Annotated in this window: 29 protein-coding genes; 10 read left to right on the top strand and 19 right to left on the bottom strand. The window is 67.3% G+C overall.

The window, feature by feature from the left end; translation table 11 throughout:
- Positions 1-20 precede the first annotated feature (20 nt).
- The 9 genes from NX02_RS25685 to NX02_RS31010 form a co-directional block, all read right to left on the bottom strand.
- Complete coding sequence (locus NX02_RS25685; protein ID WP_025295027.1) at positions 21-752, bottom strand: aspartate/glutamate racemase family protein; 732 nt, start codon at positions 750-752, stop codon at positions 21-23.
- Positions 752-910 carry a hypothetical protein gene (locus tag NX02_RS32850; protein ID WP_158014181.1) on the bottom strand — a complete coding sequence of 53 codons (159 nt, stop codon included), beginning with the start codon at positions 908-910 and terminating at the stop codon, positions 752-754. The genes NX02_RS25685 and NX02_RS32850 overlap by 1 nt, the downstream gene beginning before the upstream one ends.
- An 85-nt stretch (positions 911-995) precedes the next feature.
- The gene (locus NX02_RS25680) at positions 996-1,421 is read right to left on the bottom strand and encodes an organic hydroperoxide resistance protein (protein ID WP_025295026.1); all 426 of its coding nucleotides are present in this window, start codon (positions 1,419-1,421) and stop codon (positions 996-998) included.
- Positions 1,422-1,483: 62 nt separating this feature from the next.
- Positions 1,484-2,065, bottom strand: coding sequence for a DUF308 domain-containing protein (locus NX02_RS25675; RefSeq protein ID WP_025295025.1), 582 nt, complete (start codon positions 2,063-2,065; stop codon positions 1,484-1,486).
- A 112-nt stretch (positions 2,066-2,177) separates the two neighbouring features.
- Positions 2,178-2,819, bottom strand: a complete 642-nt coding sequence (locus NX02_RS25670; protein WP_025295024.1) for an NrsF family protein — start codon at positions 2,817-2,819, stop codon at positions 2,178-2,180.
- Positions 2,809-3,420, bottom strand: a complete 612-nt coding sequence (locus tag NX02_RS25665) for a sigma-70 family RNA polymerase sigma factor (protein ID WP_025295023.1) — start codon at positions 3,418-3,420, stop codon at positions 2,809-2,811. Before NX02_RS25665 ends, NX02_RS25670 begins: the two co-directional genes overlap by 11 nt.
- Before the next feature lie 161 nt (positions 3,421-3,581).
- Entirely contained in the window at positions 3,582-4,292 is a 711-nt protein-coding gene (bdcA, locus tag NX02_RS25660) for an SDR family oxidoreductase (protein WP_025295022.1), read from the bottom strand.
- 84 nt (positions 4,293-4,376) lie between these two features.
- Complete coding sequence (locus NX02_RS25655) at positions 4,377-4,676, bottom strand: EthD domain-containing protein (protein ID WP_039996841.1); 300 nt, start codon at positions 4,674-4,676, stop codon at positions 4,377-4,379.
- A 37-nt stretch (positions 4,677-4,713) separates the two neighbouring features.
- Entirely contained in the window at positions 4,714-5,139 is a 426-nt protein-coding gene (locus tag NX02_RS31010) for an NAD(P)-binding domain-containing protein (protein ID WP_211258255.1), read from the bottom strand.
- Here NX02_RS31010 and NX02_RS25645 point away from each other — a divergent pair.
- Positions 5,138-6,067 (top strand): LysR family transcriptional regulator, encoded by a 930-nt coding sequence (locus NX02_RS25645; RefSeq protein ID WP_025295019.1) that lies wholly within the window; start codon positions 5,138-5,140, stop codon positions 6,065-6,067. The two genes, NX02_RS31010 and NX02_RS25645, sit on opposite strands and share 2 nt — an antisense overlap.
- 266 nt (positions 6,068-6,333) lie before the next feature.
- Here NX02_RS25645 and NX02_RS25640 read toward each other — a convergent pair whose 3' ends face one another.
- From NX02_RS25640 to NX02_RS25610, 7 genes are all read right to left on the bottom strand, one after another.
- A complete protein-coding gene (locus tag NX02_RS25640; RefSeq protein WP_245648703.1) occupies positions 6,334-7,134 on the bottom strand; it encodes an SDR family NAD(P)-dependent oxidoreductase in 801 nt (266 codons plus the stop codon).
- Between the two features lie 487 nt (positions 7,135-7,621).
- Entirely contained in the window at positions 7,622-8,602 is a 981-nt protein-coding gene (locus NX02_RS25635; RefSeq protein ID WP_211258254.1) for an AraC family transcriptional regulator, read from the bottom strand.
- Between the two features lie 59 nt (positions 8,603-8,661).
- The gene (locus tag NX02_RS25630) at positions 8,662-9,501 is read right to left on the bottom strand and encodes an oxidoreductase (RefSeq protein WP_025295016.1); all 840 of its coding nucleotides are present in this window, start codon (positions 9,499-9,501) and stop codon (positions 8,662-8,664) included.
- A 340-nt stretch (positions 9,502-9,841) separates the two neighbouring features.
- Positions 9,842-11,404 carry a glutamine-hydrolyzing GMP synthase gene (guaA, locus tag NX02_RS25625; protein WP_025295015.1) on the bottom strand — a complete coding sequence of 521 codons (1,563 nt, stop codon included), beginning with the start codon at positions 11,402-11,404 and terminating at the stop codon, positions 9,842-9,844.
- 65 nt (positions 11,405-11,469) lie between these two features.
- Positions 11,470-12,219: a hypothetical protein gene (locus tag NX02_RS25620; RefSeq protein WP_162232725.1), complete on the bottom strand. Its 750-nt coding sequence runs from the start codon at positions 12,217-12,219 to the stop codon at positions 11,470-11,472.
- A gap of 55 nt (positions 12,220-12,274) precedes the next feature.
- The gene (locus NX02_RS25615; RefSeq protein WP_025295013.1) at positions 12,275-13,687 is read right to left on the bottom strand and encodes a nicotinate phosphoribosyltransferase; all 1,413 of its coding nucleotides are present in this window, start codon (positions 13,685-13,687) and stop codon (positions 12,275-12,277) included.
- Between the two features lie 109 nt (positions 13,688-13,796).
- Positions 13,797-14,822, bottom strand: a complete 1,026-nt coding sequence (locus NX02_RS25610; protein WP_025295012.1) for a bifunctional nicotinamide-nucleotide adenylyltransferase/Nudix hydroxylase — start codon at positions 14,820-14,822, stop codon at positions 13,797-13,799.
- 367 nt (positions 14,823-15,189) lie between these two features.
- On the opposite strand from NX02_RS25610, the gene NX02_RS25605 reads away from it, so the two are divergent.
- From NX02_RS25605 to aac(3), 3 genes are all read left to right on the top strand, one after another.
- On the top strand, positions 15,190-15,828 hold the full coding sequence (locus NX02_RS25605; protein WP_039996839.1) for a VOC family protein: 639 nt from the start codon (positions 15,190-15,192) through the stop codon (positions 15,826-15,828).
- A gap of 125 nt (positions 15,829-15,953) precedes the next feature.
- Positions 15,954-16,517 (top strand): hypothetical protein, encoded by a 564-nt coding sequence (locus tag NX02_RS25600; protein WP_025295010.1) that lies wholly within the window; start codon positions 15,954-15,956, stop codon positions 16,515-16,517.
- Entirely contained in the window at positions 16,514-17,317 is an 804-nt protein-coding gene (gene aac(3), locus NX02_RS25595; RefSeq protein ID WP_025295009.1) for an aminoglycoside 3-N-acetyltransferase, read from the top strand. Before NX02_RS25600 ends, aac(3) begins: the two co-directional genes overlap by 4 nt.
- 17 nt (positions 17,318-17,334) lie before the next feature.
- Here aac(3) and NX02_RS25590 read toward each other — a convergent pair whose 3' ends face one another.
- Positions 17,335-18,297: a LysR substrate-binding domain-containing protein gene (locus NX02_RS25590; protein WP_053000714.1), complete on the bottom strand. Its 963-nt coding sequence runs from the start codon at positions 18,295-18,297 to the stop codon at positions 17,335-17,337.
- Between the two features lie 73 nt (positions 18,298-18,370).
- Here NX02_RS25590 and NX02_RS25585 point away from each other — a divergent pair, with 73 nt between their 5' ends.
- The 4 genes from NX02_RS25585 (at position 18,371) to NX02_RS25570 (ending at position 20,995) form a co-directional block, all read left to right on the top strand.
- Positions 18,371-18,703 (top strand): UrcA family protein, encoded by a 333-nt coding sequence (locus tag NX02_RS25585; protein WP_025295007.1) that lies wholly within the window; start codon positions 18,371-18,373, stop codon positions 18,701-18,703.
- A gap of 132 nt (positions 18,704-18,835) precedes the next feature.
- Complete coding sequence (locus tag NX02_RS25580; protein WP_025295006.1) at positions 18,836-19,582, top strand: isocitrate lyase/PEP mutase family protein; 747 nt, start codon at positions 18,836-18,838, stop codon at positions 19,580-19,582.
- A 94-nt stretch (positions 19,583-19,676) separates the two neighbouring features.
- Entirely contained in the window at positions 19,677-20,135 is a 459-nt protein-coding gene (locus NX02_RS25575; RefSeq protein WP_025295005.1) for a carboxymuconolactone decarboxylase family protein, read from the top strand.
- Positions 20,132-20,995 carry a sigma-70 family RNA polymerase sigma factor gene (locus NX02_RS25570; RefSeq protein WP_025295004.1) on the top strand — a complete coding sequence of 288 codons (864 nt, stop codon included), beginning with the start codon at positions 20,132-20,134 and terminating at the stop codon, positions 20,993-20,995. The genes NX02_RS25575 and NX02_RS25570 overlap by 4 nt, the downstream gene beginning before the upstream one ends.
- Before the next feature lie 23 nt (positions 20,996-21,018).
- On the opposite strand, the gene NX02_RS25565 is transcribed toward NX02_RS25570, so the two are convergent.
- On the bottom strand, positions 21,019-21,954 hold the full coding sequence (locus NX02_RS25565; RefSeq protein WP_025295003.1) for a LysR family transcriptional regulator: 936 nt from the start codon (positions 21,952-21,954) through the stop codon (positions 21,019-21,021).
- A 236-nt stretch (positions 21,955-22,190) separates the two neighbouring features.
- Between NX02_RS25565 and NX02_RS25560 the strand changes: the two genes are divergently transcribed.
- Together NX02_RS25560 and NX02_RS25555 are read left to right on the top strand one after the other, a co-directional pair.
- Positions 22,191-22,430 (top strand): hypothetical protein, encoded by a 240-nt coding sequence (locus tag NX02_RS25560; RefSeq protein ID WP_047099858.1) that lies wholly within the window; start codon positions 22,191-22,193, stop codon positions 22,428-22,430.
- A 21-nt stretch (positions 22,431-22,451) separates the two neighbouring features.
- Positions 22,452-23,336: a bestrophin family protein gene (locus tag NX02_RS25555; protein ID WP_025295001.1), complete on the top strand. Its 885-nt coding sequence runs from the start codon at positions 22,452-22,454 to the stop codon at positions 23,334-23,336.
- Positions 23,337-23,363: 27 nt separating this feature from the next.
- Here the strand turns inward: NX02_RS25555 and bglX are convergent, their stop codons facing one another.
- On the bottom strand, positions 23,364-25,655 hold the full coding sequence (gene bglX, locus NX02_RS25550; RefSeq protein ID WP_245648702.1) for a beta-glucosidase BglX: 2,292 nt from the start codon (positions 25,653-25,655) through the stop codon (positions 23,364-23,366).
- Between the last annotated feature and the right edge of the window lie 68 nt (positions 25,656-25,723).

Raw genomic sequence — 25,723 nt, 5'->3', positions numbered from 1 at the left:
GTCGACCGATGGTTCGCGGCTCACTCTGCCGTCCGCCGCGCTTCATCGATGTCTTGGACGGTCGCCAGCGCTTGATCGAGCGCCGCTGCCGCATGGATCGCCGTGGTGTCAAAGATCGGGACCGGGCTGTCTTCCGGCCCGACGAGCAGCATGATCTCGGTGCAGCCGAGGATCACCGCCTGGGCGCCGGCACCGACGAGACGCGCGATCACCGCCCGGTAGGCCTCGCGGGACGAGGGCTCGATGCGCCCCGCGACCAGTTCGTCATAGATGATCCGGTGCACGGTCGCGCGGTCTCCCTCGTCTGGAACGATCACCTCCAGACCGTAGCGTTCGGCCAGCCGCCCCTTGTAGAAGTCCTGCTCCATCGTGAACGCCGTGCCGAGCAGCCCCACCTTTCGCAAACCCGCGGCCACGATCCGCTCCGCGGTGGGATCGGCGATGTGGATCAGCGGGATACCGATCGCGCTTTGCACGTCGTGCGCCATTCGATGCATGGTATTTGTGCAGATAAGAAGCAGGTCCGCTCCGGCCGCCTCCAACCGCCGCGCGGCGTCCACCATCCGCTCGGTGAGGCGGCTCCAGTCGCCGGCATGTTGCAATGCCTCGATGTCCGCGAAGTCGAACGACCACAGCAGGCAACGGGCCGAAGCGGTCCCGCCGAGGCGCGCGCGAACGCCTTCGTTGAGGAGGCGATAATATTCTGCCGAACTCGCCCAGCTCATCCCCCCGATGAGTCCGATCATGCGCATCATGCCTCTCCTTTCCGGGGCTGAAGATCGAGCAGCAATGTCGGGATCAGTTCCGATACGATGGTATGGATGGACACTGCCCAGCGCAACCGCTCGACCGACGAGCCGGCATGGTTCAGCCGGCCGGCGCCGATGATGATCGCGTCGAAGCTGCGCATGCTGAGGCTACCTCGTGATGTGGGCTATCGCGCGAAACGTCGCCCGCAAAGGAAACGGGCCTGCACTTTGGCAGGCCCGTCAAGGTCAGACGACGCTGAGGCGCACGTCGAGATTGCCTCGCGTGGCGTGGGAGTAGGGGCAGGTCTGGTGAGCCGCCTCCACCAGACGCCGGGCGTCGTCGGGTTCCACGCCCGGCAGCGCCACGGCAAGCTCGACATCCAGACCGAAGCCGCCTTCGCGGCGGGTGCCGATCCCCACCGTCGCCGTCACCGCCGCACCCGTCGGCACCTGGAGCTCGAGCTGATGCGCGGCGAACTTCAGGGCGCCGAGGAAGCACGCTGCGTAACCGGATGCGAACAGCTGTTCCGGGTTGGTCCCTTCGCCGCCGGGGCCGCCGAGCTCCTTCGGCGTGGACAGCTGGAGGTCGAGCGTCCCGTCCTCGGTGCGGGTGCGGCCGTCACGGCCCCCGTTTGCGGTGGCGGCGGTGCGGTATTTGACGTCGATGGACATGGTTCAATCCTTTTAAGCGCCGGCGCCAGGCGGGTCCTGTGCCGGAGGGGTGAGGACGCGCGTCAGGCCGCAACGGCCTTCGCGCGCCCGCGCACGCCGCTGATGGTCAGCGAGACTGCCGAGATGAGGAAGTAGAAGGCGCCGAAGGCGGCGTAGGGCGCGATGTCGGCGATGCCGACCGGCGCCGTGCCGGCGGCCTTGCTGAGCATATGCGCCCCGGCGAGCCCCGACTGGGCGCCGCTCAGGATCATGGCCCACTGCGCGCCATAGGACGTCCAGCGGCGCACGCCGGTGAGGAGCTGGAACAGGCCCGAAAGGACCGCCCACACGCCGAAGATCTGGAGGACCGCATGCATCCCGTGCGGCAGGATCGCTGTGACGGCGATGGCGGTCACGACGCTGACGACGAAGTTCAGCATCTGGGTCTTGTTGCGCGTCAGACCGCCGCTCCGGCTGGCGTCCAGATAGTTCGCCAGCGCGTCCCAGGCAGGATAGGCGACGAGCATCACCGCGGCCAGCGACGGCATGGTCTTCGCGACCGTGAAGGCGAGCGCGACCCAGATCGCGGAGACCGCGAAGCGCAGATAATAGTAGGTCTTGAGCCAGTCCCGATCCGGGGTCTTCGCGTCGGTGGCAGTCTTCATGGCATTGTCCTTTCTGTGATGCAGGCGCACGTCTCCAGTCCCGGAATCCGGGTGGATCGGTGATCGGTGGGTCAGGCGGTGCGCGGCTCGCGATCTGCCGCGGCGGTTCTGGTTAGAGGCGGAAGCGTCGCGGCAGGCGCCATCGTGCTGCGGCCGCCACGGCGGCGCACCCGACGGTATACCAGACCACGACGTAGAGCGGGTCGTTGAAGGGGCAGCAGAACGCGAAGACGAAGGCGCCGCAGGCGCCGGCGGCGATGCCGGAGGCGAGGGCGCTCAGCCTTGGCTGGGTCGGCGCAGCCCTCCGCATCAGGGCGCCGAGCAGAGCCACGATCGGCAGCGAGAGAACGAAGATCGACGCGGCGCACAGCATGCCGCGGGCCGGACTGATGCGATCGAGCAGCGCGCACTCGCTCGCGCCGTCGGGCGTGACGAACGCGCCGCCGACGATGGCCGCGACCGCGAGGGCGCAGGCGAGCATCAGCCCTCGCCGTGGCCGTGCCGTGGGCGAGAAGGACCGGATCGCAAGCACGCAGGCGACCACGGCGAGCAGGCCGAGGCTTCCCACCCGCCACATCAGATACGGCGAACCGGCCATGTGGCCGATGTCCGGCCGCATAACGCCCACGCTCAGAAACAGCGCAAGCTCGATTGCGCCAAGCGCAAGGACAAGTCCGCCTTCGCGCACCATGCTGCGGCGCTGCACGGGCGCAAGGTCGGACGACAGATGGACGATCAGGGATTCACTCGACATCGGGGGTCTTCTCAATGATTGCCGTCAGGCGCGCGAGCCCACGGTGGATGTTCATCTTGACGGCGGAGACGGAGAGGCCGATCTGGCCTGACGCCTCCTCGATGCTGTAGCCCTGCACCTTGACCAGCAGGATCGCCTGGGCCTGCGCTGGGCGGAGCTCGTCGAGCAGGCTGGCCAGAACCGAACTGCTGATCACCGAAGCCTCGTGGTCGCCGACGGCGATCTCGTCGGGCAGCTCGTCCATGGGCCGGCGCGCCAGGCTGCGCAGCTGGTCGACCCATTTGTTCTTGGCGATGGCCGCCAGCCACGGGCCGAGCGGGTATTGCGGATCATATGTGTGGCGCCGCCGATGGATCGCCAGCAGCGTTTCCTGGACGGCGTCGTCCACGTCGCCCGGTGGCAGGCGCCGCTGGAAGTAGCGCGTGAGCCATTCGGACAGCTCGCCGAGCAGCCGCCGATAGGCGCCGCCATGGCCGTTCTGCGCCGCCACCATCAGGCAGCTCCAGCCGTCCGGCGCGGTTCGGGACGAACGCTCGCGGCAGACCGGCGCCGTGCCCGGCGCGGGCTTCGAGATCAATCTCGAGAGGAAGTCCGAGCGCATGATCCCTTATTCGCGCGCAAAGCGATGTCGGTCACTCCATGTCGAACCTTTCTCGAAGCGCGTTTCGGTCGTGCCCCGATAGGTGACAGAGACTGTGAAGCGGTCAGGCTGATCGTCCATGTCGGCATCCTCTGCCAGGCTGCGTGGGTGAATGCCGAAGGTCAGGCGGCGAAGCCGCCGTCGATCGTGTGCATGGCGCCCGTGATCCCGCGGGCTTGCGGCCCGGCGAGATAGAGCGTCAGGCTCGCGACCTCGTCGGCGGTGCCATAGCGCTTGATGGCCATCGGCCCGAGCATGCCGGCCGCGCGCGGACCATCGGCCGGGTTCATGTCGGTATCGGTAGGGCCCGGCTGGATCACGTTGATCGTGATGTCGCGCGGACCCAGGTCGCGCGCCAGACCGCGCGCCATGCCCTGCATCGCCGCCTTGGTCAGCACATAGGCGGCAAGTCCGGGGAACGGCATGCTATCCGCGGTGTCGGATCCGATGACGAGGATGCGCCCGCCTTCGGGCATCAGGCGCGACGCCTCCACGCTGCCGAAATAGGCACCGCGCACATTGACGTCGATCATGCGATCGACCTCGTCGGCATCGAGCGTCAGCGGATCGCCGAACACCAGCAGACCGGCATTGTAGACGAAGATGTCGATCGGGCCGGCGTCACGGATCGCCGCGATCAGCGCGTCGCGCACACCCGCATCCGCCTGGAGCGCCTGCGCACCGGTCTCGCCGGCGAGTTGCACGGCCGCGGTGACCGACGCGGCATAGGTGAAGATCACCGTTGCACCGGCGGCGGCGAAACGCCGCACGATCGCGGCACCGATGCCGCGGCTGCCGCCGACGACGAACACCTTGCGATCAGAGAATGCCATCGTTCTTGTCCTGAGATTGGAGAAAGGAAGCTGGTCGGCGAGTGCCGTTCGCAGTCGGCTTTGCCCGGGCGACACCCGGTGCGGTCAGAGCGGAGTGCCCACGATCCGAGACACGGTTGCATCCGTGAAGCGGGGAACGTCGGCCATCACGGCCTCTGTCTCGGCCGATGCGAGCGCAGCATGCAGCGCGTCCTCGTCGCGAAACCGATAGATGCCCACGGAAACATCCGTGGCGTCGGCGTCACGTGGGAAGTAGGCGGAGGCGCTCTCCAGCCCGTGCCGCTGCCAGCAGGCAAGCGCCAGGGGCAGGTGGACGTCGACGTAATGGTCGCGGTCGAAGTAGGTGCCGCCGCTGCAGGTGACGATCAGTGTTGCATGCGCCATCGGCAAGCATCTGGACCGATCAACAATGATCGTAAACTTACAGGATTGAATTCTCTCCGTTCAATATTGTGAGTGGTTCGCCGGGCCCTCCGCCGGCTTTCTCCTCTGTCACCGCGATCGGCAAACGGCGACGGCCTTCGGACTGTTCAAGGGCCACAAGAACCATGTCCTGGGCTGCCGCTTCCTTGACCGTTCCAGCCCGAATTGCCCCTCCGTATGTGGAGACCAGCGCCGCAATGCTGTCAGGTCCGCGGCTGTTCGCGATGACGGCCTCGATGCCTGCCTTGCCTACCGCCTTTGCGAACGCACCGCCGATGTTGCCTGCGCCGATAATACCGATCGTCATGACCCGGTCCTTCAACCACGTGTTTCCGTTGACCAGAAAATGGACCGCGGATAGGCGTATCAAAAATCCTAGATGGATTGTTTCAGTTTCAATTTTTGCTTGAAGGTCGATTCGCATGGAGACGCTCGCCAACCTGGAAGCGTTCGTCCGTAGCGCGGAGGCAAACAGCTTCTCGGGCGCGGCTCGCCGGCTCTCCCTCACGCCGGCGGCAGTCAGCCGGAACGTCGGCATGCTCGAACGAAACCTGGGCGTGCGGCTCTTCCATCGCTCGACACGCAAGCTGGCCCTGACGGAGGAGGGCGAAGCCTTCCTGCAAAGCATCGGCGACAGCCTTGCCGATCTTCAGAGCGCAATCGACGGCGCCTCGCAGATCAAGGGCGAACCAGTCGGCGTCCTGAAAGTGAGCATGAGCCTTTCCTTCGCCATGGGCTACGTCCTTCCCGCGCTGCCGGAATTTCTCAGCAGGTATCCGGGCATCCGACCCGATTGGCATTTCGATAGCCGCCAAGTCGACTTGGTTGCGGAAGGCTTCGACGTCGCGATCGGCGGGGGCTTTGATCTAAATCCGGGAATTGTTGCCAAGGCACTAGCGCCCGTCCACGTCGTCGCCGTCTGCGCACCAAATTATTTCGGCAGAAGAGCCCAACCGACGAGCCCAGCCGATCTCGCGGAATACGACGGCATTCTCATGCGCTTCTCGACATCGGGCCGCATCCGGCAATGGATGATGCGGAATGCTCAGGGTGATGAGGAGCGCGCGCTGTTGAAAGAGACAATCGTTATGAGCGACTCCGCACCGATGATCCAAGCGGCCCTTGCGGGGCTTGGTATCGCAATGGTGGCTATGCCGGACGCGCTTCCGCATCTGGAGAGCGGCGCGCTGAAACGCATCCTGCCGAAATGGTATGCGGATGCGGGATCAATATCGCTCTACTACTCAGGCCGCGCCTTACAACCGCTCAAGACCAGAGCATTCATCGATTTTTACACGGAGCACTTTCGTCGAGAGCGCATCGGCGCACGGTTCGCTGGAAACCTCAGATAAGCCAGCGCAATCATGATGGCCACCTCCATTGCCTCCTTCCAAACAGGCGCCGAAAGGTCCGATGCTGCTGGAGCGGAGCGAGGCGCCCCATAGGGATATATGCGCCGGGTCTGTCAGCCCATAGCTCGTCGGGTGCCCTTGATCATACCTCGGCATCAGCCTCTGGCCGAACCACAGGAGATTTGACCGAGGGGGCTGCGAGTGTCGGGATCTCACCCGGTTTCGCGATAGAACGATCGCAGCCCCTCCCTGTAAAGCGCTAGGTTTTAGGTGAGCGTACCTCCATCAACCGTCAGGATGGTGCCCGTAATCTGGCGCGCGGCATTCGACGCGAGAAATGCGACCGCGGCTGCCACGTCCTCCGGCTCGCCATATCGCCCCAGTGGGATCAACGCCCGCTGGAAATCACCGAACTCGCCTTCGGCCGGGTTCATTTCCGTATTCGTTGAACCAGGCTGCACCAGATTGACGGTGATATCACGCGGACCCAGTTCGCGTGCCAAACCTCGCGTAAATGATTGGAGGGCGGATTTCGTCATCGAGTAAACCGTCGACGGCCCGACAATGCGCTCGGCGCCGGCGGACCCGATCGTGATAACGCGCCCCCCGGCAGTGAGGTGGGGCATGGCCGCCTGCGATGCCAGGATCGGAGACCGCGCATTGACGGCAAAGAGCGCGTCGATCTCGTCGACCGTGAAGTCCGCGACGTCCTTGTAGGTAGCGATCGCGGCGTTGTTGACGAGGATATCAAGACCCCCGAGGGCTTTCACTGCCTCGTCCACCGAGCGCGCAATGGCAATCGGATCTGCGCTATCGGCCTGAATTGCAACGGCGGCACGGCCCTTGCTCTTGATCAATTCCACCACCTTTGCGGCACGATCGGCGGAATGCGCGTAGGTGATGGCAACGTCCGCGCCTTTTTCCGCCAGGGCAACTGCGATAGCCGCACCAATCCCGCGTGACGCTCCGGTCACAAGTGCGCGTTTTCCGGTGAGCTCGGTCATCGAATATTCCTTCCTCAGTGTTTGCGCGACGTGCGCGCTGCCATGGCGATGTTCGCCGATCATCACGCGATCGATGTTGGCGCCGCACCCTGAAGATGGACGGGATACCGCATCATAATAAGCGGCAAATCAATTGATTGATCTTCAACGGATCGTTGGCAATAGGCAGGGGGTGTCGGCCCGCGACCGCTTGCCATATCCGCCTCGGCTGGGATCTCTCGAGGTCACCTGCAGCGTGCTCGAATGATAGCAAACCCACGAGACGACCGCCCATCCTCGTGCGCCAGGCCGCTAATATTATAAGTAGATGTTTTCGTGGACAAATTATTGTCGCCGCTTCGTGATGCCGCTCCGCGTACCGTCAAGAAATCGGGCTGCTGATTTCATTGAGGATTTTTGCCCCTCGGCAAAAGCCGACCCGTCCAGATTGATCGCTACCTTTCGCCCCACTCGCCGCATTTTAGGCGCTTCAGCGCGCGCTGGTCACCTACGAACACGAACGCCAAAAATACAGTCAAGGCCGCACCCTTGGTCTTCTTTGGTTTCAAGATCAGTGCGTCATGTAGGGGGCATCACTGGCACGTAGTTCCCGCCAACGTGCCGGCGTAACGCCTTCCCATTCGCGAAAGGCACGGTGAAACGAGGTCGCGTCCTGATAGCCGAGAAGAAACGCGATCTCGTCGAGTTCCATGGCGACGTCGCCGAGAAAGCGGCGTCCGAGCTCCCGCCGGGCTTCGATCAGCAGTTCGCGAAAGTTGCGACCTTCCTCGGTGATCCGACGTTGCAAGGTCCGCTCGCTCATGCCCATCCGACGGGCGATCTCGCTTACGTCCGGGCGACCGCTCGGCAGGCTGCGCTTGAGCTCGAGGACCACCTGTTCGCTCAGGGACTGCGCCTGCATCTCGTCGAGCGCGCTGCCCAGCGCCGGCGTCAGCATGGCCAGCAACTCCGGATTGTGGCCTGGAAAGGGTCGGTCGAGATCGGCGGCGTCGAGCACGAGAAGATTGCGCGGCGCGCCGAGCCGGACCGGCGCGGCAAAATAGCATTCATGGGCGGCGCTTCGCAGCCCCGGCCGGGCGAGTTCGACGCGCAAGGGCCGCACGGCGGTGGCCGTGCCGCGGCGCGCCAGTTCCATCAGCGTGGAAAAGGTCGCGTCCACGCTCGCCGATGGCTCGGTCTCGCTGGCGTGAAACCATGTCATTCCCAGGGTGCAGCTCCGCCGCCGCCCATCCAGGCCTTCGGTGACCTCCAGCGTCTCCGGCGTGCAAAGCCGCTTGAACCGCGCCAGCCGTTCGAGCCCGTCGCGCAGATCGCGGGCATAGAAGGCGGCGAGCGTGGACGGCGGATGGACCGCGGTGTCCGCGTTACGAACGATCTGCAGGCCGACCGCAGCATCGCCGGACAGCGCCTCCAGCGCCCGCATCAGCGCGAAATACTGCGCGGTCGTGATGTTTTGCCCGGTTTGGTGGAGCGTGACCGGCAGCCTCGCCCGGCGCAGCAACGCCGAGGGCGGGATGCCGATCGCCTCCACCGCATGCCACAATCCGTGGGGCACCTTGCACCGGTCGGCGGGAGCAGGCCGCATGACGCTCAGGCGCCCTTGGGCAGCTGGCTAAGAATGATGCGATCGAACAGGCGGTCACCCAGCCATGTGCGCATCGCGATCAGCAGCGCGCCGAACTTGCCCCGGACATAGCGGGTGCGCGGACGGGCGGCGGAAACCGCCGTGCCGACCACTTCCGCAATAACGCGCGGGTGGCTGGTGCGTCCCTTGGCATAGGTTATGCGGGTTCCGGCGGCGACCGCGCGCGTCAGCGCCGCATAGGGCCCGGTGCCGGAACGCTTGAGCAGGCTATCCGCCACCACGTCGCCAAATCCCGTCTCGATCAGGCCGGGTTCGATAACGACCACATCGATGCCCAGCGGGGCGAGTTCGAGGCGCAGACAGTCGGACCAGCCCTCCAGCGCATGTTTGGTGGCATGGTACCAGCTGCCCAGCGGCGTGTAGATCTTGCCGCCCATCGACGTGATGTTGATGATCCGGCCCGCCTTCTTCGCGCGCATCGCTGGCAGCAGGAGCTGCGTCAGGCGACCGGGGCCGAAGACGTTCACCTCGAACTGGTAGCGCGCCTCGTCCAAACCGATCTCCTCCATCGGCCCGTAAAGGCCGAAACCGGCATTGTTGACCAGCACGTCCACGCCGCCGGTCTGCGCCGTGATGGTGTCGACCGCCGCCACGATATCGGCCTCGCTGGCGATGTCCATGCGGATCGGCTGCGCGCCGAGCGCCTTCAGGTCCTCCATTTCGGCCACCCGTCGCGCCGCCACATAGACCTGGTAGCCGTCGGCGATCAGCCGCTTTGCGATCTCCTTGCCCATGCCGGATGAGGCTCCCGTCACGAGGGCGGATCTTTCATTGCTGTCGAACATAAATCACCATCCTTCCTTGTGTGAGGAAGATAGGTCGGCGCCACACATGCGGCATTGACGAAAGGCGCCAAGTCCTGGGCGGATTACGCCACTTTTGAGCGGAGTGCCTGGAAATCATACAGCGGCCATGCGCAGGCCGACCTTCGCGCGGGCGCGCATCACAACTCGTCGCCTCGAGCTGTCCTGCGGCCTGCGGCGCAGCGATCACGTCGCCGCGGTTGCAGCCGATGCATATCGACATTGATCGCTCCCCCGGCCGGGTTCGGCGACCTTCCACTGTGGCGCCTTGCGGCACCGGGTAAACCGGATGATCGCCCCCGGGGCGATCATTGGTTCCGGTTCATTCCCACTCGATCGTGCCGGGCGGCTTCGAGGTATAGTCGTAGACCACCCGGTTGATGCCCTGGACCTCGTTCACGATCCGCGTCGCGACGCGGCTGAGGAAATGGGCGTCGAACGGGTAGATGTCGGCGGTCATGCCGTCGGTGGAGGTGACGGCGCGGACGGCGCAGACCGAGTCGTAGGTGCGGCCGTCGCCCATCACGCCGACGGTCTTGACCGGCAGCAGCACCGCGAACGCCTGCCAGATCGCGTCGTAGAGGCCCGCGTTGCGGATTTCCTCCAGATAGATCAGGTCGGCCTTGCGCAATATGTCGCAGCGTTCCTTGGTGACCTCGCCGGGAATGCGGATCGCGAGGCCGGGCCCCGGGAACGGGTGGCGGCCGACGAAGATGTCGGGCAGGCCGAGCTCCTTGCCGAGCAGGCGGACCTCGTCCTTGAACAGCTCGCGCAGCGGCTCGACGAGCTTCATGTTCATCCGCTCGGGGAGGCCGCCGACATTGTGGTGGCTCTTGATCGTCACCGACGGGCCGCCGGTGAAGCTGACGCTCTCGATCACGTCCGGATAGAGCGTGCCCTGCGCGAGGAATTCGGCGCCGCCGATCTTCTTCGCCTCGGCCTCGAACACGTCGATGAAGGTCTTGCCGATGAACTTGCGCTTGGCCTCGGGATCGGTGAGCCCGGCGAGGCCGCTGAGGAACAATGTCTCGGCGTTCACATGGATGAGCGGGATGTTGTAGGCGCCGCGGAACAGGCCGACGACCTGGTCGGCCTCGCCCGAGCGCATCAGCCCATGGTCGACGAACACGCAGGTGAGCTGGTCGCCGATCGCCTCGTGGATCAGCACCGCCGCCACCGCCGAATCGACGCCGCCGGAAAGCCCGCAGATCACCTTGCCGCTGCCGACCTGCGCGCGGATCTCGGCGATCTTGGTCTCGCGGAAGCTGGCCATCGTCCAGTCGCCGGCGCAGCCGCAGACGTGGCGGACGAAATTGGCGATCAGCTTGCCGCCGTCGGGGGTGTGGACCACCTCCGGGTGGAACTGGACGCCGTAGAAGCGGCGCTTTTCGTCCGACGTGACCGCGAACGGCGCGCCTTCCGAGGTCGCGATCGGCGCGAAGCCTTCGGGCAGCTGCTCGACGCGGTCGCCATGGCTCATCCACACCTGATGCTGCTCACCCTCTGACCAGAGGCCGTCGAACAGCGCCGAGCGATCGTCGACGCGGAGGAAGGCGCGCCCGAACTCGCCCTCGCCCATGCCGCCGACGACCTTGCCGCCGAGCTGCTCGCACATCACCTGCTGGCCATAGCAGATGCCGAGGATCGGCAGCCCCGCCTCGAACAGCGCCTGCGGCGCACGCGGGCTGCCCTCGTCGGTGACCGAGGCCGGTCCGCCGGAAAGGATGATGCCGCGGGGCTTCATCCGCGCGAACGCGGCCTCGGCCTGGCTGAAGGGGGCGATCTCGCTGTAGACCCCGGCTTCGCGCACGCGGCGCGCGATCAGCTGGGTTACCTGGCTGCCGAAATCGACGATGAGGATGGAATCTTGGGGCTGCACGCTCATGCCCGCGCGCCATAGCAAAATTGGCGCGCGGGGATAGTCCCAACCCCGATTAGTTCTGCATTGGCTCAGCGCGCGGCGAGGATCTGCTCGTCGATCTCGACGTCGTCGACCTGGCCATAGCGCACCGAGCAGGTGAAGCGATGGCTTTGCGGGCGGATGCGGGTGTCGCGGCGCACGTCGATCGTGCCGCCGACCTGCCATTCGCGACCGCTGCCGTCGACGCGATCGACGCCGCCAATGCTGGGGCTGCCCCCGAACCGCTCCGCCTCGCGCTCCGCCGCGACCGAACAGGCATCGACCGCCGCCGATTCGCTGGAGATGATCGCGCCCTCGGCATATTGGCCACCGGGGGCGGGCGCGCCGGCGGGACCATTGTCGCGATCGCCGTCGCGATCGGCACCGTCGTTCCAGCCGCCCGGGGGCGCCGCGCCATAATCGCCGTCATCGGGATTGTCGCGGGGTGCATTGTCCGCCGACTGATCATAGGGCCGATCGTCCCAGCGCCCGCCGTCCTGCGACGGCGGCGGAGCGTTGCGCTCCGCCTCCTCGCGCTTGCGCTTCTTGTCGGCCGAGCTCAGCACCGCGGCGAGCACGCCGATCACCGCGGCGCCGGCGAGCACGTCGCCGGTGTCGATGCCGCCGCGGTCGCGGTGGCGCCGGTGCCAGCGGCGGCGATCGCGGCCCCAATAGTCCTGATCGGCCTGATGCCAGCCGGGTTGCGCGGCGGGCACCGCCGCCATCGCCGGCGCCGTGCCCGTTACCAGCAGGGCGGCGATCACCGCTCTGTTCATCATGCCACCCAAACCGCGCTGCATCTCCGCCAGTCCCTCAAAAACCCCAGGCCCCGCAACGAGACCATGTGGTTGCCGTTTACGCAAGCGCCGCTGTCGGCAGGCTGAATGACGCGGCGCGCTCCCGGATCATCGCCAGACTGTCGTCGACCAGCAGCTTGCCGTCGCGCCACACCGGCCGCAGCAGGTTGGTGCCGCCGTCCACCGGCGCGAAGTCGGCGCCGAGCGGTGCGGTCGCGAAGCCGTGCCGCGCGTCCGCCACCAGCCCGAGCAGCCCGCGCTTGGACTTCTTCTGGTGATCGGTGACCGGGTCCTTGAACACGTCCCGCCAGGTGCCGGCCACCTCGGCGGCGCTCGCCTTGTAGGCGAAGCCCTGCGTGTCGCGATCCACCCGCTGGAGCAGCGCGCCCCCCATGCCGAAGGCGATGTTGGAGGCGCTGAAGCCCTCGGCGGTGATCCGCGCGAGGATCGCGGCGATGCTCTCCGGATTGACGCCGTCGCCCTGGATCACGCGCACGTTGCGCAGCACCTTGTAGCCCTTGGAATTGCGATCGGTGCCGAAGCGCTCGCCCAGCAACGCCATCGTCTTGGCGACGACGCTCACCGGATCGCCGCTGTCCGGCCGGACGACGAGGGTCGCGCCGCTGTCGATCACCTTCTGGCGGAGCTGCTCGCCCCACAGATGCTCGACCGCGTTGTAGAGATCGTAGCTGTCGGAAACGACCGCGAACAGCGCGCCGGGCTTGCCGAAGCGGGCGATCATGTTGGCATAGGCCTCCGCCTCGCCATCGCGGCCCCAGCTCGTGATCGTGCTGTGCTCGGCGGCGGGGATGCTGAACCCGGCCATCGGCTCGTTGTAGAGCCGCCGCCCCGCGACGATCGCGGACAGCGTATCGGTGCCCTTGAAATTGACCAGGTGCGCGAGCCCGCCCAGCGCCGCACTCTGTTCGCTGGAAACGCCGCGCGCGCCGAAATCGTGCAGCTTGAAGGGCAGCTCGGCCTCGGGATCGTCGGCGGTCTCGACCAGCGCGTCGCGGATGATCTGGCGCACCTGCCAGCTGATCGTCGCCACCGTTACCGGATACCAGATGCGCAGCAGCGCGGTTTCGACATAGCTGGGCAGCCAGGCGAAGTCGGGATCGGTGTTGACCACCGTCATCAGCACATTGTGCGTCGGCACCACCGTGCCTTCGGGCACCGCGCGGATCTCCAGCGGCAGGCGGCCGTCATGCCGATGCAGCAGCAGATCCCAGCCGCGCGTGTTGAACGGCACGCCATGATCGCGCAGCAGGTCCTGCGCCTCGTCGACGTCGCGGCGGGTGATCGGCCGGCCGAACTCCGCCTTCAGGATCGCCTGCAGGCCGAAGAACAATGTCTCGTCGTAGCGGCCGCCACGGCTCTCGGCATAGGCGAACACGCGGCTCGTCTGCGGCGGATACTGGACGAAGTGGCTGGTCTTGTAGCTGTCGGTATTCAGGATCGGATTGAACATGACGGAAGCTCCTTCTCGTCGGGTTGACCCTCGGGGTCTCTCCCCTCGGGGTTCGGGTGAACGCCGCCCCTAAAGCCGATTCGGGCGGCGCTCTCAGTGCCGCCGGTCACTATCCGGCGGCACCGAGGAAATGTTCGAGGATGAAGAAATGATCCTCGAACAACGCGTCGCGCATCCGCCGCGCCTCGGAAACCGGCACCCAGCGCGCGCGCGCGGCATCGTCGCCGCCGCGCACCGGCGGCAGGTCGCCGGCAGGGAAATCGAAGTGGAAGGCATGGGTGATGGTGCGGCCGCGCGCCGAGCGATCGGGGTGGTCGAACACCTCTTGCCCACGGATGCTGCCGCGGAGCACCGGCTCGGGCAGCCGCAGCCGCGTTTCCTCGCGCAGTTCGCGCAACGCCGCTTCCAGCACCGTCTCCCCCTGCCGCACGAAGCCGCCGGGCAGCGCCCACAGCCCGCGCCCGGGCTGCGCCTTGCGCGCCACCAGCAACACATGCCCCGAATGGACGACGACCGCGTCGGCGGTAACGAATGTCGGCGGATAGGGCGCCGCATCCCAGGCCGCGCGATAGGTCTGGAGGTGGCGATACTCGTCGAGCAGCGCGCCGAACGCCTCGGTGGCGCGGAACGCGTCGAGCATCGCGAAGACCTGGGGCGGCACATTGGCCTCCAGCAGCCCGAGCGCGCCGGCGTCGCCCGCGAACAGGTGGCGGCGCATCTCGGTGGCCGACAGCATCGGCACCGCGGCGGCATCGATCAGGTCCCATTGCGGGAAGGCCCTGAGATAATAGGAACTCGCATCCTTGAGATGCCCGATCAGCGCGACCTTGCCGCTGTTCCCGCCCGCCGCCGCGACCTGCGCCTGCACCTCGGCGATCCACGCGGTGTCGTTGTAGAGATGGTCGACAAGCGGCGCGATCGTGACGCGCGCGGCATCGGCGCCCAGCGTGTCGCGGATCATCACCTGCCGCTCGGCGAACGACCAGGGGTTGCGCGTGGTGCGCGGCGCGCCGGCCGATCCGACGAGGACGATGACATGTTCGGCTTCGCGCAGCGCGCGTTCGAGGACGGCGCGGTGGCCGATATGAAGTGGCTCGAACCGCCCGATATAGACGGCGTGATCGTAGCGCATCATGAGGCTCCCTCATGCGTGACACACCCGGTCTCCCCAGGTGACGACGTATCGACGCCGCAGCGCCGGGATAGTTCCCGAAATCTCATCAGGATATGATCGCCGTCACAGCTGCGGGATCGTCTTGGCGCTCATAGTCTCGCCCCGTCAGCCATGTGCAACAGCACGACTGATCGGTGGAAAGCGACAGAGGTTACGCTGGATTTAGCGCCTTTCCTGGCGCGCTCCGTAACTTATCGGGCCGCACGCGCGAACCTGCGGGTGGCGCTGGTGCCCAGACGCCTTTGCACGACAACAGGAAGGCGACACGGCCCGACTGGAGCCCACGTGCAAACGGATCCCCCGACAGCGAAAGGCGTGCCCTCCCATCATGAGTTCTCATCGAAACAGCATCAACAGGCAGATCACGCATCTCTGCGCGGCGCTTGCGATGGTCAGCCCGTCTCTGGTCAAGGCGGCAGATCCCCCCGCGAGGCGGGACAGCGCCGGAACACAGCAGGCTCCCGCTTCGGAAGGCGGCAAGGATATTCACCTCCTCCATGGTTCGGGCCTTCACCATGTGAATGTGCGCGCCTTCGACATGGATAAAAGCATCGCCTTTTACGAGCAGGCGTTCGGGTTCCGCCTTCTGTTCCGCTGGGATGGCGTCGATGCGATACGGGACGGGCAGGTGTATTTCCGCAACCCTTTGCGCGGCGCGCATCTCGACATGGGCGACGGGCAAATCCTCGAACTGATCCCGGCACCCGACAAAGCCGTACGCCCCGATGACCGCGCGTCGAGTTTCAACCATATCGGCCTTCGCGTTTCCCATCTGGAAGAGACCTATGCCCGGGCGCTGGCGGCCGGTGCAAAGCCACACCCGATCCAGGACGGATCGGGGGGCGTTTGGGACGGGCCAACGACGATCCGGCTCAAGGCGCGACCGCCATTCCAACGATCCTTCGTCGTGCGGGCTGCGCATGTGGAGGGGCCCAATGGCGAGATCATCGAACTGTTCGAGTCGTAAGAGCGCGGCATCCGAAGTCGTATGGCCGGGTGGAAGCGGACAAGGCGCCGTTCCCTCCCGCGAAGGTCGCGAACGCCGTTCAAGCGCTGCTTGCCAGCGTACCTCGGCTTCGAGATGATGCGCATATGCCGCCACCGCCCGAGATCCGAGCGTTGATCGACGCGATTGCCGATGCCGGGCGCGACGTGCAGGGGGCAGCGTTCATGCGGCTGTGCGCGCTGACCGAGGTGCCGCCGGCATGGGCGCCGGGGGTGTGGAGCGAATTGCTGGCGCTGCTCGACCATCGCAACCACCGCACCCGCGCGATCGCCGGGCAGTTGCTCGCCCGGATCGCGCCTGCGACGGCGGTCGCGACAGTCGTTGCCGACCTGCCCCGACTGATCGCCGCGACGCGCGATCCGCAATTCGTGACCGGGCGCCATATCCTGCAGGCGCTTGCCCGCCTGGGCACGGCGCCGCCCGAGGTCCGCGCGCGGCTCGCGGCGCTGCTGGCAGCGCGGTTCGTCGCCTGCGCCGGCGAGAAGAATGCCACGTTGATCCGCTTCGACATCCAGACGGTGCTGCGCGCGCTGCACGACCGGGCCGACGACGAGGGGGAGGCGACGCGCATGCGCCAGGGCGCGCTTGACCTCGTGCTGCACGAACCCGACCCCAAATATGCCCGCAAATATCTGGGATGCTGGAAATGACCGACTTCATCGCGCGCGAAAGGCTGGCCGAAGACATTGCCGCGATCGGCGTGCGGCATGGCGACACGGTGATGGTCCACGCCGCGATCAGCCGGGTCGGCCGGATGGTCGAGGGGCCGGACACGCTGATCGCCGCGCTCTTCGACGTGCTGGGCGCCGAGGGGACCTTGGTCGGCTATGCCGACTGGAATACCGACTATGAGGATGTGGTGGATGCGGATGGCCGCGTGCCCGCCGAATGGCGCGCCGGCATCCTGCCCTTCGATCCGGCCAGCGCCCGCGCGATCCGCCACAATGGCAGTTTCCCCGAATTCCTGCGCGGCTGGCCCGGCACGGTGCGCAGCGCCAATCCCGGCGCCGGCGTGGTCGCGCGCGGCGCGCGGGCGGCGTGGCTCACCGCCGATCATGCGATCGACTATGGCTATGGCCCCGCGTCTCCCTTCGCGAAGCTGGTGGACGCCGAAGGCAAGGTGCTGATGCTGGGCGCGCCGCGCGACACCGTCACCCTGCTCCATCATGCCGAGCATCTCGCCGACATTCCGGGCAAGCGGATCAAGCGGCTGGAGGTGCCGTTCGCCCGCCCCGCGGGCACCGAATGGCGGATCATCGAGGAGTTCGACACCGGCGATCCGGTGCATGTGGATCTGGCAGAGGATTATTTCGCCGCGATCGTCGATGATTTCGTCGCGACCGGCGGCGGACGCGAGGGACTGATCGGCAAGGCGCCGTCGCTGCTGCTGGAGGCCGCGCCGCTGGTGGCGTTCGCGGTGCGGTGGATCGAGCGGCAGGATCTGGCCTGAGCGCGCCGGGCACCGCGTCAGCGCGCGGGCATCGGTTCCAGCACGCCATAGGGGTCGTCGCCCGCCGCGCGGCGCACCGCGTCGATCAGCCAGTCGCGCAGCGCACGGACCTTGGGCAGGTTGCGCTTGTGCGCGGCGTAGACGAGGTAGAAGCCGTTCCGATAGGTCGCGCATTGCATGAAGGGCTGGACGAGTTGCCCCGTCTCCAGCGCCGTCTGGAACATCGGCGGGCTGAGCACCGCGATGCCGTGCCCGGCGATCGCCGCATGCCCGTCGAGCACCTGCGATTCGAAGCGGATGCCGGTGTGGACGCGGGCCTTGGTGTCGAGGTCGGTCAGCGAGTCGAACCAGAGATCCCACCAGTCATCGTCGGGTGACAGCCGCGGCACCTTGAGCAGGTCCACGGGCTCTCTTAACGCATGACGCGCCACGAAGGCGGGGCTGGCGAGCGGCGTCACCGGCATGCGCATCAGGAAATGGCCGATCAGGTCTGTGGGCGGTGCCGGCAGCGTGCGGATCGCGACGTCGAACTCGCTTGCCGCAAGATCGATCATCGCATCGCTCACATCCAGCCGCACCGCGAGGTCGGGATGGGCGATGTGGAACTCGCCGAGCCGGCCGGAGAGCCAGTTGGTGGCGAAGGTGCGTGGCGCCGTGATGCTGAGCACCGTGTCGCTTTCCGCGCGCGCGATCGCGAACGCCTCCCCCATCGCGTCGAACGCGCCGGTGATCCGCGGCGCGATCCGCCGGCCGAGATCGGTGAGCGCCATGCCGCGGCCGCGGCGGACGAACAGCGGCGCCCCCAGCCGCTCCTCCAGCAATTTCATCTGATAGCTGACCGCCGCCTGCGTCATCGCCAGTTCCTCCGCGGCGCGGCTGAAGTTCTCGTGGCGCGCGGCGGCCTCGAACACGCGAACGGCAGCGAGCGGCGGCAGGCGGGGCATCGCCAAATATAAGGTCAGCTTTCGGATCGCGTCCATCGCTTTGTTGGTGCTCCTGGCGCCGGTCGGTCAAAAACCGCGCATCACCAGACACCGTCCAAGGAGTGATCCGATGTCGAAGTTTCTCGCCTCCACCCTGCTCCTGCTGATCGCCTCGCCGGCGCTGCCGGTGCTGCCCTCCCCCGCCTTCGCGCAGGACAATGCGGCGCCCATCAAGGTCGAGTATCGCGACCTCGATCTATCGAGCCCGCAGGGTATCGGGCAGCTCGATCGGCGGATCCTGACCGCCGTCGAGCGCACCTGCTCGACCTGGTCGATCGACACGTTGAAGCACCGCGCGGAGTTCGCGGCTTGCCGGCGCGCGAAGATCGCCGAAGTGGCCGCGCAACGGGACCGGGCGGTGGCGCAGGCCCGCCCCGGCGCGCAGGTCGCGGTTGCGCGCTGAGCAGCTGGTCTTGCAAGCCCAGCTGATATCACATGGCCCCCGGCCAGGATCGTGCAGGGTGATCGCTGGCGACGGCCGGGGGCAGCTTCTATGATGCGCGCAACTGGACCGACGCTGATCGAGGAGACGAGGATGCCGACGATTGCCGACAAGCGAGCGCGGTTTCGCGCGCTGCACGACAGCGGATTCTTCATCATTCCCAATGCCTGGGATGCCGGCAGCGCCACCCGGCTCGCCGCGCTGGGGTTCAAGGCGATCGCCTCGACCAGCGCGGGCGCGGCCTGGGCGGCGGGCAAGGAGGATGGCGAACTCGGCCGCGACGCGGTGCTCGCGCATCTGCGCGATCTGATCGCGGCGACCGACCTGCCGGTCAACGCCGATTTCGAGAATGGCTTTGCCGACGATGCCGGGGGCGTGGCCGCGAACGTCGCGCTCGCGGTGGCAACCGGCGTCGCCGGCCTCTCGATCGAGGACTGGTCGGGCACGCATATGTACGAGGCCGGCCATGCCGCGGAGCGGATCGCGGCCGCGCGCGCGGCGATCGACGCGACCGACCCGGCGGTGATGCTGATCGGGCGCAGCGAGAATTTCCGCGTGCCCGGCATGCCCGCCGCCGACAGCATCGCCCGCGCGGTCGCCTATGCCGAGGCGGGCGCGGATTGCCTGTTCGTGCCCTTCATCCTCGATCATGGCGCGGTCGCCGAACTGGTCGCCGCGGTCGCCCCGAAGCCGGTCAACGTCGTCGTCCAGGCGTTCGACAGCATCCCGGGCTATGCCGCGCTGGGGGTGCGCCGCTGCAGCGTCGGCGGATCGCTGGCGGGCGCGGCGTGGAAGGGTTTCGACGCCGCGGCGGCGGCGCTGAAGGGGTGCGAGCCGTGACGCCGCGCTGACCCGCGCATTTTTTTCGTCGGCGATGTCACATCCGCCGGTGCCGTCTCGTCATGGCTGCGTCACCGACGAAAGGAACGCACCCATGACCGCCAAGCTCGATCCCTATGCCGCCGCGCCTGCGCTGATGAAGAGCTGGATGGGCACCGCCATCGCGGTTGCCGCCAGCCTCGAATCCAGCCTGATCGAACTGGTCAAGATCCGCGCCTCGCAGATCAACGGCTGCGCCAACTGCATCAACATGCACACCGTGGAAGCCCGCGCGAAGGGCGAGACCGAGCAGCGCATCTACCTGCTGTCGGCGTGGCGCGACGCGCCCTGCTACACCGATCGCGAACGCGCCGCGCTCGGCTGGACCGAGGCGTTGACGCGCCTGTCCGAAGGCGCCGATCATGAAGCCGCCTATGCGGCGCTGACGCCCTGGTTCAGCGAGGAGGAACGCGTGAACCTCACCCTGATGATCAACATCATCAATGGCTGGAACCGTCTGGCGGTGGGCTTCGGCCTGTGGACCGAGCCGGCCAGGGCGCGCGCCGCGGCATGACCGTGCCGGCACCCGACGACGCGGCGGCCAGCTTCGATCCGCTGCGCCCCCGCCTGATCCGCGTCGCCTATCGCATGCTGGGGTCGGTCGCGGATGCCGAGGACATCGTGCAGGAGGCCTTCATCCGCTGGATGGGGGCCGACCGCGCGGCGGTGCGCGAGCCCGAGGCGTTCCTGCGGCGCACCGTCACGCGGCTGTGCCTCGACCAGCTCAAATCGGCGCGCGTACAGCGCGAGACCTATGTCGGCTCCTGGCTGCCCGATCCCGTCGTCGAGGCGGAGGGGGATGAAGACGAGGACGTCACCCTGCCGCTGCTGCTCGCGCTGGAGCGACTCACGCCGCTGGAGCGCGCCGCCTTCCTGCTCCACGACGTGTTCGGCGTCGGCTTCGACGAGGTCGCCGCGACGATCCGGCGCGATCCGGCGGCCTGCCGGCAGCTCGCGGCGCGGGCGCGCGCGCATGTCCGCGAGGCGCGGCCGCGCCACGCGATCGAGCGTCGGCACGGCCTGGAACTGGCCGAGGCCTTTTTCGCGGCATCGCGCAGCGGCGACATGACGGCGCTGGGCGCGATGCTCGCCGCCGACGTCAGCATCCATTCCGATGGCGGCGGCAAGCGCCCGGCGGCACCGGCGCCGATTCTCGGCCGGTCCAACGTGCTCAAGGTGCAGAAGGCGCTCGCGATCCTGTTCGCCAGGCACGGCTCGCAGCTCGTCCGCGTCGGCCTCATCAACGGCCTGCCGGGCTTCGTGACGCGCGAAGGCGATGGCGAGTTGCAGACCACCGCGCTCGACATCGCCGACGGCAGGATCAACGCGATCTACGTGATGCGCAACCCGGACAAGCTGCGCCACCTGCATTGACCGGCGTGCCCGCGCCGGGGCGCTCAGCGCCCCAGTGCGGCGACGCTGGGCCGGTCGTCCGCCGCCGCCGCCGGCTGCGCGCGATCGCCGCGCAACTGGTCGGCCAGGAAGCGCAGGCAGTTGCGCACCTTGGCGGTATCGCCCTGCGCCGGCGTATAGAGCGCGACGATCGGCGAGCTCGGCAGGGGCAGCGCCGGCAGTATCGTTTCGAGGCGCCCGGCCTCGATGTCCTCCGCCACGTCCCACGCCGTCTTCACGACGATACCGGCGCCGTCGATCGCCCAGATGCGCGCGAGTTCGCCATCATTGGTGCTGAGCGTGCGGCGCGGCGCGACGTCCTCGGCCTTCACATGCCGCCACAGCTTGTGGTGCCCGGTATCGATCGCGATCTGATCGTGCATCGCGAGATCGGCCACGGATTGCGGCCGGCCGCGCCGGTCGAGATAGGAGGGCGCGGCGCACATCACCCGCGGATTGTCCGCGAGCCGCTTCATCGTCAGCGTCGAATCCGCGGGCGGTTCGAAGCAGATCGCCAGATCATAACCGCCCTCGATAATGCTGGCGTTCTGCTCGGTGGTCTCCAGATGCACCTTCACGTCGGGATGGAGCATCGCATAATGCTGGAGCAGCGGCCCCAACCGCCGCCGCCCGAACGCGATGGTGGTGACGACGCGCAGCGTGCCCGCCGCATCGGTTGCGCTGCGCATCACCGCCAGTTCGGCATCCTCCATTTCGGACAGCGCGCGGCCGGCGCGTTCGTAGAACAGCCGGCCTTCGTCGGTCAGCGTCAGGTGGCGACTGTTGCGGCGGATCAGCGGCACGCCCAGCCGCGCCTCGAGTTGCGACAATCGCCGGCTCGTCGCCGCGAGCGACAGGCCCAGGCGCCGGGCGGCGACCGAAAGGCTCCGCGCCTCGGCGATTCGGATGAACGACAACGTCTCGGAAAAACGGTCACGCATGCATCAAGAGCTAGTGCACGAATGCTGCGGCGCAACACGTTCCCTGTTGCCCAATCTTGTTAAAATCTTTCCATGCCTCTCGGAGATGAACGGCAAATGTCGGAATTTTGCTGCGTTTTCCTTCGCTGCAAGGCTGGGTTGCGCCGTTTGACACACGGTTGACCTGCTTGTGCATCGCAACAACCTTTCGCGACGACCGCGGTCGATCCCCATCACAACGCGAAAGGAAACCTGCCATGACGGCTCCTGCCCCCGTGACCCGTATTCCGGCCGATCCGCCGCTCGCCTGGAATGATATCGAAGCGTTGCCCGTCTACGCCGCGATCGCCATGGGCCTGTTCTTCCTGTGGTATGCGATCAGCGACCTCACCCCCGTGCTTCAACTCACCCTGCTCAAGGTGGTCGGCATCGTCGGCTGCGTGGCGTTGCGCCATGCGTGGCTTGCGCTGGACGAAGAGCCTTCGGCGCAGGCCTGATCGCAACGAGGCCCGCCCCCGATGATCGTTGGACGTACGCCGCGTATCCGGCTGACCTACAACCTCGCATGGCAGACGCTGATCGCGCTGTTCGTGTGGGACGTTGCGGTCACGATTTTCTATTATCTGTCGCCGTTCCGGGCGCCGGCGCTGCCGCTGAGCGTGTTCGGCACCGCGCTGGCGCTGTTCCTGGGCGTCCGCGTCAATTCCGCCTACCAGCGCTGGTGGGAAGGGCGCGGGCTGTGGGGGCTGATGGTCAACGTGTCGCGCAGCTACACGCGGTCCGTATTGGCCTTCCTGCCCGGCGACGCCGCGGGCACGGCGCTGAAGCATGGCCTGGTCGCCCGCCAGATCGCCTATGTCCACGCGCTGCGCCGCCAGTTGCGCCGGCAGGATCCCGCGCCCGAGGTGCGTCGCGTGCTCGGCGATGGCGACATCCCGGAGCTGGAGCGGCGCAACCCCGCCAACGCCATCCTCGACGGATCGGACCAGCGCCTCGCCGAGGCGACGCGCAACGGCTGGATCGACACCATCCAGCAGACCCAGATCGAGCGCATGTTCGTCGACATGGCGAACGCGCAAGGGGGGATGGAGCGGCTGAAGAACACGCCGCTGCCCGCGCAGTATCGCAGCTTCCCGAAATTCTTCACCCGGCTGTTCTGCATCCTGCTGCCGATCGGGCTGGTGGAGACGCTGGGCGTCGCCACGCCGATCGGATCGGCGGTGGCGGGGTTCATGTATCTGGCGGTGCTGCAGATCGGCGACGATCTGGTCGATCCCTTCGCCAACACCATCCACGACCTGCCGCTGACCAACATCACGACGATGATCGAGGTCGATCTGCTCCAGGCGATCGGGCGGCAGGGCCCGCCGATCCCCGAGGCGGAGAATGGCGTGCTCTGGTAAGGGCGGCGGCGGGGCGCCCGCGCGCGATCAGCGCGGGGCGGCCTGCCCTGCCCCCAGCAGTTCGAAACTGCCGGCGAGGCCGCCGACCGACGACTGGCCGACCCAGATGTCGAACATGCCCGGCTCGGTCACCGCCACGCTGCCGGAGCCGATGAACTCGAGATCCTCACGCCCCAGTTCGAAGCGCACTTCGGCGCTGCTGTCCGGATCGAGCGTCACCCGGCGCACGCCCTTCAGCTGGCGGATCGGGCGGGTGCGGCTGGCGATCCGATCGCGGATATAGAGCTGGATCACCTCGCTGCCCGCGCGCTGGCCGGTGTTGCGGACGGTCGCGCGCACCACCAGTTTCTCGTCCCACGGCAGTCTGGCCGCGCTGAGCTGCAGATCGACCAGTTCGAAGCGCGTGTAGCTGAGGCCGTGGCCGAACGGGAACATCGCGGTGTTGTCGGTGGTGCGGAAGCGCGTCTTATACTCGGTCGACTGGTTCTGGATCACGGGCCGCCCGGTCGACTTGCGATCATAATAGAAGGGCTCCTGCCCCGATTCCCAGGGGAAGCTCACCGGCAGCCGCGCCGACGGATTGACCGTACCGAACAGCACGTCGGCGATGGCGTGGCCGGACTGGCTGCCGAGGAACCAGGTGGCGAGCAGCGCCGGCGCGCTGGCGATCGACCCCTGCAGCGCCAGCGCGCGGCCGTGGCGCAGCAACACGATCATCGGCCGCCCGACCGCCGCCACCGCGTCGGCGAGCGCGCGCTGCGCGGGCGGGATGACGATCTCGGTGCGCGAGGTCGCCTCGCCCGACATGTCCTCGCCTTCGCCGACCGCGAGGATGACGATATGCGCGGTCTTCGCCGCCTGCACCGCGCGCGCGATGCCGCCGTCGATCGGGGCTTCGATGCCCGATCCGGGCTCGACATTGAGCTGGGTCGGATAGGTCATCTGCGCGCGGATGCCGTCCGCGATCGAGACGTTGAGGCTGGTGTCCGCGTAGAACGACCAGGGGCCCAGCACATTGTCGACATCGTTGGCGAAGGGGCCGATCAGCGCGATCCGCCGCTGGCTCTCGCGCCGCAGCGGCAGGATGTCGCCGTCGTTGCGCAGCAGCACGATCGACCGCGCCCCGGCCTCGCGGGAAAGCGCGAGCTTGTCGGGCGAGCTGATGTGGATCGCCGCCTTCTTCTCGTCGATCGAGCGGTAGGGATCGTCGAACAGCCCGGCGGCGGTCTTCACATAGAGGATGCGGCGCACCGCGAGATCGATCGCCGCCATCGGCACCGCGCCCGAAGCGACCAGTTCGGGGATATAGCGCATGTAGATGCCGCTCTGCATGCTCATGTCGACGCCGGCGAGGATGGCGAGGCGCGCGGCATCGCGCTCGTCGGCAGCGAAACCGTGCGCGATCAGTTCGGCGTCGGCGGTATAGTCCGAGCAGACGAAGCCGCCGAACTTCATCTCGCCGCGCAACAGGTCGGTCATCAGCGCGCGGTCGGCGGTGGCGGGGATGCCGTTGATCTCGGTGAAGGCCGACATCACCACCAGCGCACCCGCGTCGAACGCGGCGCGGAACGGCGGCAGGTGCGTCTCGCGCAGCGTTTCGTCGGAAATGTCGACATTGTTGTAGTCGAGCCCGGCGAGCACCGCGCCATAGGCGGCGAAATGCTTGGGCGCGGCGAGCAGGCTGTCGTCGCGCCGCAGGTTGCGGCCCTGGAAGCCGCGGACGCGCGCGGCGGCGAACAGCCGGCCGAGATAGACATCTTCTCCCGCGCCCTCGACCACCCGGCCCCAGCGTTCGTCGCGCGCGACGTCGACCACCGGCGCGTAGGTGAGGTGGAGCCCGGCGGCGGTCGCCTCAAGCGCCGCGGCGCGCGCGGTGCGCTGCGCGAGTTCTGGATCGAAGCTTGCCGCCTCGCCGAGCGGCACCGGGAAGATCGTGCGCAGGCCGTGGATCACATCGCCCGCGAACAGGATCGGGATGCCGAGCCGGTTCTCCTTCACCGCGATGTCCTGGGCCTCGCGCGCACCGGCGGCGCCGATACCGTTGAACAGGCAACCGACGCCGGAGGCGCGGATGATCTCCGACAGCCGCCCCTTGTCCTGCACACCGACCACCGGGTTGGGCGGGTTGTATGGCCGGAAGCTGTCGGCCAGGCAGCTCATCTGCCCGGCCTTCTCCTCCACCGTCATCCGCGCGATCAGCGCATCGACGCGCTCGACCTCGGTCTTCGAGAAGGCGAGCCGCGGAAAGGCCAGCGCCACCGCGCCGCCGAGCGAGCCGATGAGCAGGGAGCGGCGGTTTATGGGCAAAGCGGGCGGCATCTGGTGATATCGAAGCTAATGCGCGCGATGCCGCAGCGCACCATCACCCGCCATGAGACGCCCCGGGT

The sequence above is a fragment of the Sphingomonas sanxanigenens DSM 19645 = NX02 genome, assembly GCF_000512205.2.
GTDB lineage: Bacteria > Pseudomonadota > Alphaproteobacteria > Sphingomonadales > Sphingomonadaceae > Sphingomonas_D > Sphingomonas_D sanxanigenens.
The sequence above is the reverse complement of the archived record's forward strand: the minus strand, read 5'-3'. Positions and strand labels throughout refer to the sequence as shown.